Origin of the sequence: Aureispira anguillae (assembly GCF_026000115.1) — a bacterium.
GTDB classification, from domain to species: Bacteria; Bacteroidota; Bacteroidia; order Chitinophagales; family Saprospiraceae; genus Aureispira; species Aureispira anguillae.
Map to the genome: position 1 here is coordinate 7,051,898 of NZ_AP026867.1, position 14,858 is coordinate 7,066,755.

Annotated in this window: 16 protein-coding genes; 10 read left to right on the plus strand and 6 right to left on the minus strand. The window is 35.5% G+C overall.

Annotation, left to right across the window (positions count from 1 at the left end):
• Window positions 1-186: 186 nt before the first annotated feature.
• From AsAng_RS27420 to AsAng_RS27440, 5 genes are all read left to right on the plus strand, one after another.
• The gene (locus AsAng_RS27420) at window positions 187-990 is read left to right on the plus strand and encodes a glycogen/starch synthase (protein ID WP_264790341.1); all 804 of its coding nucleotides are present in this window, start codon (window positions 187-189) and stop codon (window positions 988-990) included.
• Window positions 991-1,219: 229 nt separating this feature from the next.
• A complete protein-coding gene (locus AsAng_RS27425; protein ID WP_264790342.1) occupies window positions 1,220-2,563 on the plus strand; it encodes a DUF4270 domain-containing protein in 1,344 nt (447 codons plus the stop codon).
• A gap of 194 nt (window positions 2,564-2,757) precedes the next feature.
• The gene (glmS, locus tag AsAng_RS27430; protein WP_264790343.1) at window positions 2,758-4,599 is read left to right on the plus strand and encodes a glutamine--fructose-6-phosphate transaminase (isomerizing); all 1,842 of its coding nucleotides are present in this window, start codon (window positions 2,758-2,760) and stop codon (window positions 4,597-4,599) included.
• An 8-nt stretch (window positions 4,600-4,607) separates the two neighbouring features.
• Entirely contained in the window at window positions 4,608-5,351 is a 744-nt protein-coding gene (locus AsAng_RS27435; RefSeq protein WP_264790344.1) for a DUF4290 domain-containing protein, read from the plus strand.
• A 112-nt stretch (window positions 5,352-5,463) separates the two neighbouring features.
• Entirely contained in the window at window positions 5,464-6,762 is a 1,299-nt protein-coding gene (locus AsAng_RS27440; RefSeq protein ID WP_264790345.1) for an anthranilate synthase component I family protein, read from the plus strand.
• On the opposite strand, the gene AsAng_RS27445 is transcribed toward AsAng_RS27440, so the two are convergent.
• Together AsAng_RS27445 and AsAng_RS27450 are read right to left on the minus strand one after the other, a co-directional pair.
• Window positions 6,749-7,414: a DUF547 domain-containing protein gene (locus AsAng_RS27445; RefSeq protein WP_264790346.1), complete on the minus strand. Its 666-nt coding sequence runs from the start codon at window positions 7,412-7,414 to the stop codon at window positions 6,749-6,751. The two genes, AsAng_RS27440 and AsAng_RS27445, sit on opposite strands and share 14 nt — an antisense overlap.
• Before the next feature lie 24 nt (window positions 7,415-7,438).
• Window positions 7,439-8,716, minus strand: coding sequence for an SH3 domain-containing protein (locus tag AsAng_RS27450; RefSeq protein WP_264790347.1), 1,278 nt, complete (start codon window positions 8,714-8,716; stop codon window positions 7,439-7,441).
• A gap of 183 nt (window positions 8,717-8,899) precedes the next feature.
• Here AsAng_RS27450 and AsAng_RS27455 point away from each other — a divergent pair, with 183 nt between their 5' ends.
• The 5 genes from AsAng_RS27455 (at window position 8,900) to AsAng_RS27475 (ending at window position 12,005) form a co-directional block, all read left to right on the plus strand.
• Window positions 8,900-9,376, plus strand: a complete 477-nt coding sequence (locus tag AsAng_RS27455) for a hypothetical protein (RefSeq protein ID WP_264790348.1) — start codon at window positions 8,900-8,902, stop codon at window positions 9,374-9,376.
• Window positions 9,366-9,908 carry a hypothetical protein gene (locus tag AsAng_RS27460; protein ID WP_264790349.1) on the plus strand — a complete coding sequence of 181 codons (543 nt, stop codon included), beginning with the start codon at window positions 9,366-9,368 and terminating at the stop codon, window positions 9,906-9,908. The genes AsAng_RS27455 and AsAng_RS27460 overlap by 11 nt, the downstream gene beginning before the upstream one ends.
• A gap of 27 nt (window positions 9,909-9,935) precedes the next feature.
• Window positions 9,936-10,364 carry a VOC family protein gene (locus AsAng_RS27465; RefSeq protein ID WP_264790350.1) on the plus strand — a complete coding sequence of 143 codons (429 nt, stop codon included), beginning with the start codon at window positions 9,936-9,938 and terminating at the stop codon, window positions 10,362-10,364.
• Window positions 10,365-10,448: 84 nt separating this feature from the next.
• Window positions 10,449-10,757, plus strand: a complete 309-nt coding sequence (locus tag AsAng_RS27470; protein ID WP_264790351.1) for a hypothetical protein — start codon at window positions 10,449-10,451, stop codon at window positions 10,755-10,757.
• A gap of 141 nt (window positions 10,758-10,898) precedes the next feature.
• Window positions 10,899-12,005 carry a hypothetical protein gene (locus AsAng_RS27475; RefSeq protein ID WP_264790352.1) on the plus strand — a complete coding sequence of 369 codons (1,107 nt, stop codon included), beginning with the start codon at window positions 10,899-10,901 and terminating at the stop codon, window positions 12,003-12,005.
• Window positions 12,006-12,073: 68 nt separating this feature from the next.
• On the opposite strand, the gene AsAng_RS27480 is transcribed toward AsAng_RS27475, so the two are convergent.
• From AsAng_RS27480 to AsAng_RS27495, 4 genes are all read right to left on the minus strand, one after another.
• Window positions 12,074-13,357 carry an adenylosuccinate synthase gene (locus tag AsAng_RS27480; RefSeq protein WP_264790353.1) on the minus strand — a complete coding sequence of 428 codons (1,284 nt, stop codon included), beginning with the start codon at window positions 13,355-13,357 and terminating at the stop codon, window positions 12,074-12,076.
• 252 nt (window positions 13,358-13,609) lie between these two features.
• Window positions 13,610-13,894, minus strand: a complete 285-nt coding sequence (locus AsAng_RS27485; protein WP_264790354.1) for a hypothetical protein — start codon at window positions 13,892-13,894, stop codon at window positions 13,610-13,612.
• A gap of 14 nt (window positions 13,895-13,908) precedes the next feature.
• Window positions 13,909-14,262 carry an STAS domain-containing protein gene (locus AsAng_RS27490; RefSeq protein ID WP_264790355.1) on the minus strand — a complete coding sequence of 118 codons (354 nt, stop codon included), beginning with the start codon at window positions 14,260-14,262 and terminating at the stop codon, window positions 13,909-13,911.
• A 107-nt stretch (window positions 14,263-14,369) separates the two neighbouring features.
• Window positions 14,370-14,843 carry a Fur family transcriptional regulator gene (locus AsAng_RS27495; protein WP_264790356.1) on the minus strand — a complete coding sequence of 158 codons (474 nt, stop codon included), beginning with the start codon at window positions 14,841-14,843 and terminating at the stop codon, window positions 14,370-14,372.
• Window positions 14,844-14,858 lie beyond the last annotated feature (15 nt).

Below are 14,858 nucleotides of genomic sequence, written 5' to 3' on the forward strand. Positions count from 1 at the left end.
GGCTTTTTTGCAAAAAACAAAAGGAAAAGATAGCCTTAAAAGGGGAAAAATGAGCTAATTGAGCTATAAGAAATAGGTTTAATGGGGCAAATTGGTATTTTTTTCGTAAATTTGCAAATCGAGAAACAGTTCTTTTAGTGTTTCCCGAAAGATTTTTTTACTAAATTTTTTAGAACTAGTAGTTTTATGGCTGATAAGAAAAGAATATTGATAGTAACGCAAGAGATGAAACCGTATACAATTCTTTCGCAAATATCTGATATTGTACGTGGGTACGCTCAGTATATTCAAGAAAATGGAGTTGAAGTTCGTATCTTGATGCCTAAGTTTGGAACTATCAATGAGAGAAGACATCGTCTTCATGAGGTGGTTCGTTTGTCAGGAATGAATATTAATGTAGATGACGATGACTATCCATTAATTATCAAAGTTGCCTCTTTGCCAGGTACTAGAATGCAAGTTTATTTCTTAGACAATGAAGAGTTCTTTAAACGTAAGCAAATTTTTAATGATGCCAATGATATCTTCTTTGAAGATAACCTAGATCGCACGATTTTCTTCTGCAAAGGTGTTGTTGAAACGGTTAAGAAATTTGGCTGGGCTCCAGATATTGTTCATGCTCATGGTTGGATGACTAGCTTGTTGCCTGCACTGCTCAAAACTACCTATCAAAACGAGCCTATTTTTCAAAATGCTCAAGTGGTTTATTCTGCCTACGATGCTGCTGTTGCCAATCAAGCTTTTGATGCAGACTTCTCTGCAAAAGCAGAAGCAAATGGTTTGGGAGCTGTTGCCGATGCCTTCTTTAGCAATGGTGTGTTAGATCTTAATGCTGGTGGTTCTAAGTTTTCTGAAGGAACCATTCTTGGAACGCCTGATGTATCGTCAGATAATATGACAGCGCCTGTTTTGGACTATGAAGAAGAACTTACCACTCGATATTTAGAATTTTATGAAGAATTATTAGGTGCTACAGAAGAAAATGTATAATGAGGCTTTGTTGTTAGTTTGTTGCTTGATTCTTAGGAGGCTATTAAATGGAATGAATAGAGAGGAGTATCGTAAGAAGGTTCTTTGAGAAGAAAAACAAAACTAAACAAGCTAAATTTTACCTAAAAATATTGGAGATAACCAACTACTCTTTATTTTCGCAGCGTTATTGTAGGTGTAAACTATATACCCCCCAATATTTTCAATCAAAAAAATTCTTACAAAATACATGGAATATAATCTAAAATCCCTACTGTACAGTATGTTGGCAGTAGGGTTATTTTCTGCTATGGGATGTAGCAAATCTAGCGAGTTGGGACTATCATTAGTAGAACAAGAGCAATCTGATATTCTTTTTTCCGACACTTCTACACTTATTTTAACAACTAAAGAAGCTGACCCAATAGGAACTTCTGGAAGAAGTTTTATGGTTTGTGGTGCTTATACAGATGCAGAATGGGGCGAATCTATTGCTTCTTCCTATATGAATTTCCGATTGAATAGCACGGGGGCTTCTTTTCCAAATAGTGTCTTGGATTCTTTGGTTTTAAGTTTGGCTTATGAATCTTATGGGCATTATGGAGAGTTGAGAGTGGCAAAACCAACTGTTACGAACCAAGTTTGGGAAATTGCACGAGTTGTAGAAGATATAGAAGAGGCTACCACCTATAATTCTGATCATGTATTTATGACGGATGGGAATTTGCTAAAGTCAAATTTCCAATTTAATCCTAATGATACCGCTAAAGTAACAATTGGGGGAACAGAGTTTGCACCTCATTTAAGAATTCGATTGGACGATCAAGCTGGAATTGATTTAGCAAAAACGTTTTTAGATCCACAGGGAACAGCAACAGGTATTTATGAGAGCAATACCAAATTCAAGGATTGGTTCAAAGGAATCCATGTGCGCCCTGCAAGTAACAATCCAACAAATGGTAGCATTGTTCGTTTTAAATCGAAAGATGCACTAACCAAATTAACATTATATTACACCGATACTTCTAATAATGGAAGTGTTGCTAAGACGTTTGAATTTTTGACAAATGAGGATGCAGAAGTAGTTTCTACTTTCCAACATACACACCCTGTCGATCTTACCGATAATTTGGCAACCGATACCTTGGTTTATGTACAAGGATTAGACGGTCTGCATACTAAAGTAGAGTTTCCTAACGTTGGAAATCTAGGAAATGTAATTATTAACAAGGCTGAATTGGTATTGATGGTTGCCGATACAGGAAATAATGAGTTTTCGGAGCCGATTCAACTGGTAGCAAAAATCAAAAATTCGAGCAATGAATTGGTGGTTGTAGATGATATTGCGACTTCAATAGGAAAGTATGGCTCTTATTTTGTTTTTGGTGGAGTTTTAGAAAACATAGGCAACCATAAGTTTGTTTATAGAATGTTAATTTCTGAACAAATGCAGGCATTGGTTGATGGAACAACTCCCGAAAAAGCTATTTATTTGACGCTTCCATCTGCATTGGATCCAGAACGTATCAAACTTATTAATCATCAAGGTGTCAATAAAGCAAAACTTTATTTGACCTATACAAAAATTCAATAGATCTATTGGAGGAATTAGTTGTTGGCATACATACTATAGTGTTTTATAGTTAACGGTTAAATCGCTTTAACCTGCTATTCAATAGTATAATGTTCAATCAGAGACAATCGCCATTTGCTTTGTTTGAATCTGTGTTGTTCTGAACAGCTAATGAACTGTAAATATTAGTCTCAGTCAATTTAAATATAAAAAATATGTGCGGAATTGTAGCTTATATTGGTCCTAGAGATGCTTATCCAATTCTTATAAAAGGGCTTCAACGATTGGAATATAGAGGTTATGATAGTGCAGGAGTTGCACTAATAAGAGAGGAGGAGATAGCCGTTTATAAGAAAAAGGGAAAAGTAAAGGATTTAATTGATTATACAAAAGATAAAGAGGTAGTTGGGACAATTGGCATGGGGCATACTAGATGGGCAACGCATGGAGAGCCTAACGATGTTAATGCACACCCTCATTCGTCTGGAAATAATGATATTTCAATTATTCATAATGGGATCATTGAAAACTATGATGCATTGCGTACAGCGCTCATTAATGAAGGGCATACATTTATATCCGATACCGATACAGAAGTTTTGGTGCATCTAATTGAGGCGATTCAAATCAAAGAAGCTGTAGATATTGCAGAGGCAGTTCGTATTGCGCTAACAAAGGTAGTTGGAGCTTATGCTATTGTGGTGTTGAGCAAAAAAGAGCCGAATAAGATTGTTGCTGCTCGAAAAGGAAGCCCTTTGGTGGTCGGAATTGGTGAGAAAGAGTTCTTTTTGGCTTCGGATGCTTCTCCTATTGTAGAGTATACCAAGAACGTGGTTTACATTAAGGAGGAAGAGATTGTCACAATGAATAGAGAAGGGGAATTGAGTCTGAAAACAATGGATAATGAAATCCAAACGCCATTTATTCAGCACTTAGATATGGAAATTGAGGCGATTGAAAAAGGAGGCTATGAGCATTATATGCTTAAAGAAATTCATCAACAACCTACAACAGTAGCAGATGCTATGCGTGGTCGATTGAATGTTAAAAAGGGCTTGATTACACTAGGGGGAGTTGCCGAATTTGAAAATCGAATCAAGAATGCTGATCGTCTTATTATTATTGCTTGTGGTACTTCATGGATTGCAGGCTTAATCGGTGAGTATTTATTTGAGGACTTAGCAAGAATTCCTACAGAAGTAGAGTATGCTTCGGAGTTTAGATATCGCAACCCCATTATTACCAATAAAGATGTTGTCATTGCTATTTCTCAATCGGGAGAAACAGCCGATACACTTGCTGCTTTAGATTTAGCAATAGAAAAAGAAGCACTGACCTATGGTATTTGTAATGTTGTTGGGTCTTCTATTGCACGAGTTACCAATGCAGGTTCTTATATTCATGCAGGACCTGAGATTGGTGTTGCATCTACCAAAGCATTTACTGGACAAATTACCTTGTTGACCTTAATGGCTTTGCAGTTGGCTCAGAATAGAGGTACTATTTCTCAGTCGTATTATTTCCAATTATTGAATGAATTGGACAACTTGCCCGCTAAGCTGAAGAAGGTAGTAGAGCAGGATGCAAAAATTAAATATATTGCTAATCTTTGGAAGGATGCCGATAATGCACTTTATTTAGGGCGTGGATATAATTTCCCAATTGCTTTGGAAGGTGCCCTAAAACTTAAAGAAATTTCGTATATTCACGCAGAGGGATATCCCGCAGCAGAAATGAAGCATGGTCCAATCGCTTTGATTGATGAAAATATGCCTGTTGTTATTATTGCTACGAGTGGAAGTACTCGCGAAAAAGTAATTAGTAATATACAAGAGGTAAAAGCTAGAAAAGGAAAGGTATTGGCAATTATTACAGAGGGAGACGATCACATTCCTCTTATTGCAGACCATGTTATTGAAATCCCAAAAACAGAGGAGCCTTTAGTACCTCTTTTATCTGTTATTCCATTACAATTATTAGCCTACCATATTGCTGTACTAAGAGGGTGTAATGTTGATCAACCTCGTAATTTGGCTAAATCAGTTACCGTAGAATAAATTCGATTATGAATAATAATTATAAGACACCATCAGCCAAAAAAATGGCCGATTACAATACGCAAAAAGAGCATCTCATTATTCGAGAATATGGTCGTAATACTCAAAATTTGATCAATCATGCAAAAACGATTGAAGATCAAGAGGAGCGCCAGATTTATATCGAAAAAATTGTGCGATTAATTATGTCTATGCACCCACATACTAGAAATGTGGACGATTATAGATTAAAAGTTTGGTCGCATGTTTTGAAAATGGCAGATTATGAATTAGAGGTTGACTTGCCTGAAAACTTGCCTGATGCAAGAAAAAAACGTAAACCAGACCAAGTTAGCTACCCTAAAAATACAAAACGCCTGCGTCATTATGGTCGGAATGTAAGGATCATGATTGAGAAGGCTAAAAAAATGGAAGATAAGGAGCAACAGGATGCTTATGTCGCTATTATTGGTGCTTATATGAAAATGTCCTACAAGGCTTGGAATCGAGAAAATGTCAATGATGAAGTGATTTTTGAAGAGTTTGCCAAAATATCTAGGGGGGAATTGGTGATTCCTGAGGGAACCAATATTGATTCTTTGATTGCTCCTAGAAAGAAAAAGACTGGTGGGAATAGCGGTACTGCTCGAAAAACTACTCGTCATTCTAATTCAAAGAACAATTCTAAAAATTCGAATAACAAAAAGAAGAACAACAATTCAAAAGGAAGAAATTCGAATAACAATAAGAATCAAAGAAATAGAAAACGATAATACCTTAACTATTGATCGTTGATCACAATGGTTTAAGTATAATATATTAGGGCTACTTCCATCTTTTGGACGTAGCTTTTTCTATGCTAATCAGGCAACATAAAATTGATGGATGAAAATCAGTATCTCTTCTAACGAACTTATCGTAGTCAAACAAAAAATATTGTTTTGGGCAGATGCTCATTCAGATGTTGTATGCTATTTGGATAGCAATCAATACGATAAAGATCCCTATAGTCAATACGATAGCCTAATAGCAGTAGGGGCAGAGCATGCATTGTGCGTTGAAACGGCTGGGACGGCTTTTGATCAATTAAAAAGCTTTGCTAAAAAGCATAAAAAATGGCTATTTGGGCATTTAAGTTATGATCTTAAGAATGAGGTAGAAGAGCTTCGTTCTGAGAATAAAGATGTTTTAGATTTTCCTGAGCTGTATTTTTTTATTCCTTCTTATCTTTTTCTCTTTCACAAAAATGGAACCTTAGAAATCAAATCAGAAAGGGAAACGACTGCTCTATTATGGGAGCAGATACAAGGGGTTGTTTGCTCTTCTAAAGTAGCTGTTCCCCCTATTAATTTGAAACAGGTTATTTCGAAAGAACAGTACCTAGAGATCATCGAGCAAGTTCAGCAACATATTGTAGATGGTGATATTTATGAGATGAATTTTTGCCAAGAGTTCTTTTCGAGAGCAGTAGAGCTTGATCCTTTATCCCTCTTTGAAAAAATGAACAGGATTGCTAAGGCTCCATATTCGGTTTATTATAAAAGAGGAGCGCAATATTTACTTTGTGGGAGCCCAGAACGTTTTTTGTGCAAACGAGCCAATAAGCTCATTTCTCAGCCTATCAAGGGAACTATTCAACGTGGAGCATCCCCTGAAGAAGATTTACGGAATAAAAATAGTTTAAAAAATAGCATTAAGGACCAGGCAGAGAATGTGATGATTGTAGATTTGGTTCGAAACGATTTAGCAAGGGTCTGCCAAACAGGCTCTATACAAGTAGAAGAATTATTCAAAATTTATGGTTTTGAAAAAGTTTTTCAAATGATTTCTACGGTTACTGGACAGTTGCAAGAGGATAAAAATTGGGTAGATGCCCTAGCGGTAACGTTCCCAATGGGATCTATGACAGGAGCACCAAAAGTAATGAGCATGAAATTAATAGAGCAATACGAGCAAACCAAACGAGGTTTATATGCTGGTGCAGTTGGTTATGTTACGCCCGATGAAGATTTTGATTTTAATGTTGTTATTCGTTCTTTGTTATACAATCGTACACAAAAGTACCTGTCGTTTCAGGTAGGAGGAGCCATTGTTTATGACTCTGAACCCTTGGCAGAATATGAAGAATGCTTATTGAAGGCTAAAACGATGTTGGAGGCATTGGGAACGGCTAAGAAATACTAAAATCATATTTTCGATAGCGAATTTTGTATCCTTGGTATTGGGGAGCATTGACATATACACTTACAAAGTCTTTTTTGTACAGCCAGAATATCTTCGAGCAGTGAATGGTCTGAAGGGAATGATTGACTAAAAACTCCTGCGATACAAAATTTGTTTCTGCTATTTGAAGTTGTTGTTCTAGTTTTGAGCTTTCGTAAATGGAAACGGCTGGACAAGACTTAGCGCCACAATTTAGAGCAAAATGGATGCGATAATCTACTTCCTTTACCATAAACTGCCGACGGGAATCTTTTTTAGAGAATTGTTTGCATAGCTTATATAGAGAACGTCGATTTTTGCGGAGAATGCCGTGTTCGATATCGTCTAGCGAGAAGCGATAGCCCCCAATTGTAACTTTAGCCAATAAAACGAGCAATGGCTGTTCTAACATACTTTTTTGGATCTTTTTTTTTATCACCCAATAGTTGGTTAAACCATTGTATACATTAATCCAAAAAGCAATTTTATCTGAATCTGTTTCTAAACGGCTTAAATCAATTTGAGCCAATGCCTGTAAATGAAACCCCATCAATGCTTCATTGCTCGTACCTGTTGTTCTATATTGGTACTTTAATAACTTGAGATCCTTTGAAAATTTTTTGTGATCGAACATAATTTAAACAACTTCTAGTTATGTTCATTCTAAAACAAGCATCCGCATAATTTTGTTCTGAGTTTGAGTAACTTCTGAAGATTTTTTCCAATCGTTGTCTTTTAGTACATCAATGTACTCTTGAAAAGCACGACCAATTTTAGATTCGGGATAATTATCGACAATATGCCGATAAGCCTTTAAATAGTTGGCATTTAATAAGAGCGATTGAGCGTTGAATGCAGGCGTTTTTTGGGGACCTTGAAGTAAGATGTTAAGTTGTTTTTCTAATCGATCTTTGGCCTCGCTATACCAAACAAAGTCAGGATAGGTTGCAATGAAATAATTCCAAGAAAGTGTCCAACGAGCCAATTGTTTTGGGGGAATCAATAAGGTTTCATTGGCTAACCAGAAATTAGGTTCTTCCAATTGATATTGGTTCATATAAGCCCGCATTGGAGTAGAGCATTCTCGATAAAATACTCGATAAATAAAATCGGTGTCTTCTCCTAACACTACGGTTCCATCTTTAAGAGCAAAATTAAATCCATTTGCTGCTAATTCACGAGTAAATTCATCCGTTTGCATGGTAGCCCGTTGATAGCGTTTTATTTCTGTGGCTAGATGTTGATAAGAGCCTAGATTCTTTTGCTGCAAAAGATGTAGTACTCGGATGTAAAAATTATGAAATTCTACATAGGCAGCATCATGGGTTTTTTGATTGCTATGAGGGATAAACAACGCACTGTATTTGTGTATAGCCTGAGCAATAGCGTTGGGATTATTTTTGTCTAATGTAGCCAAGTAATTTTTATAAGTATTAATTAAATTATCGCTCACTACTTGTTTTTGCTCCTTTTTTTGCTTTTTAGTTAGCGCAGGCATTTGCTCATTGGCAGCTTCTAGTAACTCGTCGGTTTCTCGTTGAATCGTTATTTTTTGATTTTCGTCCTTAGGTAAGAATTGTACAAATGCGGCATAAATCCAACCTTCTACTTTATCTAATGTTTGTATTTTGTACCAATGTGCATTGTAGTCTTTACGATTGTAAACAATCTCTGTTGTAAATGTAGTACTATCGTGTAAGTATTCTACAATTAGATCTTTATTGAGAACTTTCAGAATAGCTCCTTCCAAATCAGGCGTTTGACGAACCCTTAGATGAGGGGTTTGGGTTTTCATAAACAGTCGAGGAAGTGCTTTTTCTTCTATGATTTTGTTTTCATTGGAAGTTGTTTCAACATTTTCTTGAGGCGTGCAAGCAATCAAAAAGCTGCATAACAGAAGAAAAAAACAGAATGGATCTCGGTACGATAATTTCATTAGTGCTTAAATTTAGGTCTAAAACAAAGATACGAACTTCATCTTGATAGCGAAACTCCTGTGCGAGAAATAGGAAAGAGACTAAAATATTTGTTGATACAGGCTAGGGATTTATAGGGCTTATAAAATCAATGTATTCGTTGATTTTATAAATGTTATTTGTTATGTTTATAGAGGCATATAATGGAGAAAGAGAAGTCCATAAATACATGTACAGGAGACGAGTTTAAAGGAGAAATTGAAAAACTCAAAACTAGTGAGGTCAAAAAATTAAAAGAGGATAAAAACTTTGAATTTGATTGGTCTCGTGAAGTTGAAAACGATGTTTATAGAATTAAACGAGAAAAAGAGGATGAAACGCTTGGATTAATGTCAATATCTGATTTTCCTCATGAAAAACGAATTCATATCCACTTGTTGGAAGCCTCTAAAGAAAATGTTGGAAAAGGGAAGAAATTTAAAAATATTGCAGGCAACTTAATCGCATTTGCTTGTAAGGTAGCGTTTAAGAAAGGTTATGATGGGTTTGTATCTCTACTTCCTAAATCTAAACTTGTTGCTCATTATATGACCTATGGTTTTAGAAAAGCTGGACTTTTTCTTGCTATTTTTCTTAAGGCTTCGGCTGATTTAATTTCAAAATATCACAATGATGAATAATTACGAAAAAACATATCAAAAGCTCAGTAAACAATATAGTGATGAAGAAATAGCAGATGCTATGCTTATCCCTAAAGGTCTTACAGAAATAGAAATGGAAAAAGCTAAAGAAGACTTACTTGTTTTTCGTCTTAAATTACTTGCTGAGCAGAACGAAGAAGAACGAATTTATTCTGATCTTTTGAGGTTTAAATACCAGATGGAAGATTATATAAAAATGGGAGGCTATTCTTCAGATAAAAGTTTTGGTAAACACCTTGAAGAATATGCGCATATTTTGAAAAGGACGAAAAAGCAGCTTTCTGAAGATTTAAATGTTCATTATACTCGTCTAAGTAGGATTATAAATGATAAAGAAGAACCAAATGTAGAGTTGACTTATCGATTAGAAGAACATTGTGATCAGTTAATACCTTTTATTTATTGGTGGAGATTAATGATTAAAAAACAAGAAGCACTCATAAAACAAGATGAAAAAACAAGAAAGCAAGAAGCAGCTAAAGTCAAAAACGCTATAAAGTTTAGGGCATAATGAATAATCTAATCTAAAACATAAATCATGCAAAAAATAACACCTTTTCATGTTGCTATTCCTGTTCATAATTTAGAAGAAGCCCGTACTTTTTATGTAGATGTTTTGCAATGCAAGGAGGGGCGTTCTTCTGAGCAATGGATAGATTTTGATTTGTATGGGCATCAATTTGTTGTGCATCATCAACCCAATGTTAAGCCAACCCATGAACAGCATTTTAATCAAGTGGATGGGCAAGGAGTACCCGTACCACATTATGGCGTTGTTTTGGAATGGGAAACATGGGAGCAGCTTGCTCAGCGTTTAAGCGATAAGAATATAACATTTGCAATTGAACCTTATATTCGTTTTAAAGGTCAGGTAGGAGAACAAGCAACCATGTTCTTTTTTGATCCTTCTGGAAATGCATTGGAATTTAAAGCTTTCAAGGATATGAGCACCTTATTTGCTAAATAATTTATAAAATAAAGGGAACTATTATCGTTTTATTAGGGTATTATAAATTGCTAATTAACATTAAATGATACACTAAAACAGAAAATGAACAAAAGAGACTTTATTTTTGGGTTGGTTACGGGCTTTGCTATTGCATTGGCAATATCTATGGGTATTTTTAATTATTATGTTGTACAAAAAGTAGAGCAGACCAAACGAGAGGCACAAGAGGGGATTGAAATGCTCAAAAAGACCTGGGAAAGTGAATGGAGACAAGAAGTTACCGACCTTAAGGAGTACGCCAAACAAAAGGCTGAAGAGAAGGGCAGCCAGCTTTTTGATAATGTTGCAGAACAGGTAAAAATGCGCCTGAATAAAACCGAAACGGTTTTAGATAGTACAGCCGTAAACTAGCTAGTTTGTATTTGTGCTTGGAGAGACCAAGAATTTTTATTAAATTGCATAGAGATTTTTTTTATTTTGAATCTTTGCATAAATATTCTTTAATGCCTACTTGTAGGCTATCTAAATAGAACAGTTAAACCTTCTTTCATTATGGCGTTCAAAAATCCTTTTACTATTCCCAAATTGAAAGCTATCAAGGCTCCTATCTATATCAAAACCTTGAAGGCGATTCTTACTAATAAGTTTAAAGATGGTGAATCGGTTCCGTTTTCTATTATATTGAACCATATTTATAATGGATACGATAAGTCCAAAAGCGAAAAATTGCCCTTTTGTTTATTTGGTGAACCCAAAGATGGAGAAGCCAATTGGAAAAAATTTCGTGACTCAGAGATAGAAGGGGGCAAAAAACAAAAAGAGTTTATGTTGGTTGGTACTTGCCATCGCAAGGGAAATCACCTCGTATTAGAGATCAACAAAAGTAAAGGAATAAGCAAAATGCCTCGTAAGACTTTGGAGCGTTTGCAGGCTTTATTAAGAAACATTAACAAAGAATTGACCATTAGTACTAAGGAGCCAGCTCCTGAGCTTTCTGATAATACGCCCTCTGGTGCTGCTCCTGCTGCTGCTAGCGGTGAACAACCTTCACCAGAAAAAGGCGAAAAAACAGCGAAGGAAGATCCTAAGAAAGCCGCCCAAAAAGCCAAAGTTGTTGCTGCTTATAAAGCAGAAAAACAGGATGAAGCCAAACAATTAAGCGAAGAGTTTAAAAATTTGCGCTCTTTGTCTGGAGAAGGCTTAAAACAAGTGGTCGAAAACATCAAAAAAGGCGCTACTACTAAAAAGGATTTGAAAGTAGTAAAAGAAATCAACAAGGCTTATTCTAGTACCCTAAAACTTTATAAGGGAACCGCCAAACAGGTTCAAAAGAAATTTGAAGCTCCTTATAAGGACTTGCTAAGCCGAAAGAAAGAACTTTACAAATTGTCTTTGGCAACCAAGCAAAAGAAAAAGAGCTTGGCTCAGAGTTTGGCAGACAAATATTATAATAAGAAGAAAAAAAGAAAGGCAACGGACGAGGAAATCAATGAAGTGCAAGCCATTATCAAAGATGTCATTGCCATGAATAAAAAACGTCGAAAGAAAGCAAAACAAAAACTATTATTCAAAGCTACTTCTTATGTCTTAAACAAAACTGGCGTAAAGAAATTTAAAACAAAATACGTCAACCAAATTTTACAGAAAAAAGTAGCTTAATACCATAAAAAAAAGTCCCTCTTGAATTTTTCAGGAGGGACTTTTATCTTTATAAATCAGGCATTCTCTTATGCCAACGTTTGTTCTTTTCTCACCACTAGTTGTTCTCTTCCTGGTCCTACAGAAATAATAGAAAATGGAATTTCTAATAATTCTTCCATTTCTTGTACATACTCTTGTAGTTCTATCGGAAAGTTTCCAAACTGGCGAATGGTCGTCAAGTCCTTTTTCCAGCCTTTGTAAGCTTTATAAACTGGTTTTGGACAGTTGGTTACCATATCAAAAGGCACCTCATCGGTGGTTCCTGTTGCTGTTTCGTAAGCAGTAGCAGCGCAAACTTCATCAAAAACATCCAAAACATCAGCTTTGGTCATTACCAATTGAGTAACACCATTAATCATAATGGTATATTTTAATTGAGGAAGATCGATCCAGCCACAACGTCTAGGGCGACCAGTTGTTGCACCAAATTCTCCTCCTGCTTTTCTAATTTCTTCTCCTATTTCGCCTGTTAGCTCTGTAGGAAAAGGACCACCACCAACTCGTGTACAATAAGCTTTGGTGATTCCAATGACCTCTCCAATTTGTTGAGGAGCAACTCCTAGTCCATTACAAACGCCAGAAGTAATGGTATTTGAAGAAGTCACAAAGGGATAAGTGCCATAATCAATATCTAGCATAGACCCTTGAGCGCCCTCTGCCAATATTTTTTTGCCATCTTTAATCGCTTTGTTAATAAAATAAGCAGAATTAACAAATTGGAGCTTTTTTAAACGCTCTATAGATGCCATCCAAGCTTTTTCTTCGCCTTCTAGATCAAAATCAACACTAGGAAAAGCAGAAGCCATTCTCAAGTGATTTGCTTTTAGCTTGTTGTAACGTTCCTCAAAGTCGGAAAGAAAAACATCACCTATACGAAGACCATGTCTAGCAATTTTGTCTGTATAAGTAGGACCTATACCCTTTAGGGTAGAACCAATTTTACCATCACCTTTTGCCGCTTCCATAACTGCATCCAAAAATCGGTGAGAGGGAAGAATAAGATGTGCTTTTTGAGCAATGTATAAACGACTCAAAAATTCTACTCCAGCAGTAGACAACTGATCAATTTCTTTGCAGAGGATAGTAGGATCAATCACAACTCCATTTCCAATAACATTTTGGACATTTTCTCTGAATATTCCTGATGGGATTGTATGCAAAACATACTTTTTTTCATCAAGATACAGCGTGTGACCTGCATTAGGACCCCCTTGAAAACGGGCAACAATATCGTAATTAGAAGCTAGATAATCAACGATTTTACCCTTTCCTTCATCGCCCCATTGCAAACCTAATAATACATCTACCATGTTTAAAAGTGATTTTGATAATTTAATCGGTTAATATTTTTTTTATTCCTGTAAATTCGTTGATAATTAAAATCTTATTCTGTTAAAAGAGGTATAGAACTCGTTGCTTTTTAGGTGCTATCAGATTTTAAGAAACACGAATTAATTGCTTTCAGATTATGTACGGCGCAAAAATACAAAAACACAACTATAACATACGGTTAGTTGTGTTTTATTTATAACTTTTTATGCAAAAGAGAAGACTATAAACCCTCAATAGGAGTTTGAATAGTAGATTCCTAATAAGATTAGCAGTAAAATTGCCAATACAAAAACAAGATTTTTATCGTTAAGTTCTTGCCTCAATATCCATTTTAATATAAACCCTAAAACAGGGAGCAAAATTAAAACGAGAATAACTAAGGTATAAAAGTCTAAAAAATCTCTAGTAGGAGTAGTTAGGTGTAAACCGCCATAATTGCAAATAATAAGAAAGAAAAAAATAAGATAAGCATTCAATAATGCTCCTAAAACAAGTGTTTTTTCTTGGAGTTGCATAAGGCTTATTTATTTTAGCTATCCTTATTTTCCTTTTCAAAAAACATCAAGGCATCTTCAATATTTTCATAAATACTAAAGGCAGAATTTAAGCGAGTAACCAGTAATATTTTTTTGATGTTTTCTGATAGGTTGGCAATAGCAACGTCGCCTCCCGCATTTCTGGAACGAGTGAGGATAGAGATCAAAAACGTAAGCCCTGAACTGTTCATAAAGTCCATTTGGTCTAAATCGACAATAAATTCACAAAAATTTTCCTGAATCTTATCTTCTACTGCACGAATAATTTCTTGGTTGTCTAGTGGGTTGAGCAGGTTGTCTACATGTAATATTTGTATGTCGTTTTTTTTCGAGAAGGAGTATGCCATATTAAAAATTAACTGAATGAATGAAGTCATTATATTCTATGAACTAAGATGAAACAATTCATAGAATAAAAATGCTGAGTAAGTCAAAAGCGTTGAGTAAAGCAGCTTTATTTTCTGCCTAATTTTTCTCTAGCTTCTTTGCTGTAGCCATAAAAGGTTAAAGAATGGTGCGTGATTTCGAAACCCAGAATATCTGAGACCATTTTCTTGATTTGTTGAATGCGGGGATCACAAAATTCAAAAACTTGACCCGTCTCAATACAAACGGCATGGTCGTGTTGTTTAGAACCATAGGATTTTTCGTATTGAGCCAAGTTTTTACCAAATTGATGTTTCCGTACCAAATCACAGGAGACCAATAACTCTAGGGTGTTATAAACCGTAGCCCTACTTACTCTATAGTTCTGTGTTTTCATATGGATATACAATGCTTCTGCATCAAAGTGATCATCTCGTTTGTATATTTCTTCTAAGATGGCAAAACGTTCTGGAGTTTTGCGCAGACCATTTTTTTCAAGATATTGAGAAAATATCTTAATTACTTCTTTTACTATTTTAGAATCTTTTTGATTGCTTGCCATTCGTACTCTATTTAT

Coding starts and splice junctions, on each gene's coding strand:
- AsAng_RS27420 (WP_264790341.1), top strand. CDS start 187: ATGGCTGATAAGAAAAGAATATTGATAGTAACGCAAGAGATGAAACCG.
- AsAng_RS27425 (WP_264790342.1), top strand. CDS start 1,220: ATGGAATATAATCTAAAATCCCTACTGTACAGTATGTTGGCAGTAGGG.
- glmS (WP_264790343.1), top strand. CDS start 2,758: ATGTGCGGAATTGTAGCTTATATTGGTCCTAGAGATGCTTATCCAATT.
- AsAng_RS27435 (WP_264790344.1), top strand. CDS start 4,608: ATGAATAATAATTATAAGACACCATCAGCCAAAAAAATGGCCGATTAC.
- AsAng_RS27440 (WP_264790345.1), top strand. CDS start 5,464: ATGAAAATCAGTATCTCTTCTAACGAACTTATCGTAGTCAAACAAAAA.
- AsAng_RS27445 (WP_264790346.1), bottom strand. CDS start 7,414: ATGTTCGATCACAAAAAATTTTCAAAGGATCTCAAGTTATTAAAGTAC.
- AsAng_RS27450 (WP_264790347.1), bottom strand. CDS start 8,716: ATGAAATTATCGTACCGAGATCCATTCTGTTTTTTTCTTCTGTTATGC.
- AsAng_RS27455 (WP_264790348.1), top strand. CDS start 8,900: ATGGAGAAAGAGAAGTCCATAAATACATGTACAGGAGACGAGTTTAAA.
- AsAng_RS27460 (WP_264790349.1), top strand. CDS start 9,366: ATGATGAATAATTACGAAAAAACATATCAAAAGCTCAGTAAACAATAT.
- AsAng_RS27465 (WP_264790350.1), top strand. CDS start 9,936: ATGCAAAAAATAACACCTTTTCATGTTGCTATTCCTGTTCATAATTTA.
- AsAng_RS27470 (WP_264790351.1), top strand. CDS start 10,449: ATGAACAAAAGAGACTTTATTTTTGGGTTGGTTACGGGCTTTGCTATT.
- AsAng_RS27475 (WP_264790352.1), top strand. CDS start 10,899: ATGGCGTTCAAAAATCCTTTTACTATTCCCAAATTGAAAGCTATCAAG.
- AsAng_RS27480 (WP_264790353.1), bottom strand. CDS start 13,357: ATGGTAGATGTATTATTAGGTTTGCAATGGGGCGATGAAGGAAAGGGT.
- AsAng_RS27485 (WP_264790354.1), bottom strand. CDS start 13,894: ATGCAACTCCAAGAAAAAACACTTGTTTTAGGAGCATTATTGAATGCT.
- AsAng_RS27490 (WP_264790355.1), bottom strand. CDS start 14,262: ATGGCATACTCCTTCTCGAAAAAAAACGACATACAAATATTACATGTA.
- AsAng_RS27495 (WP_264790356.1), bottom strand. CDS start 14,843: ATGGCAAGCAATCAAAAAGATTCTAAAATAGTAAAAGAAGTAATTAAG.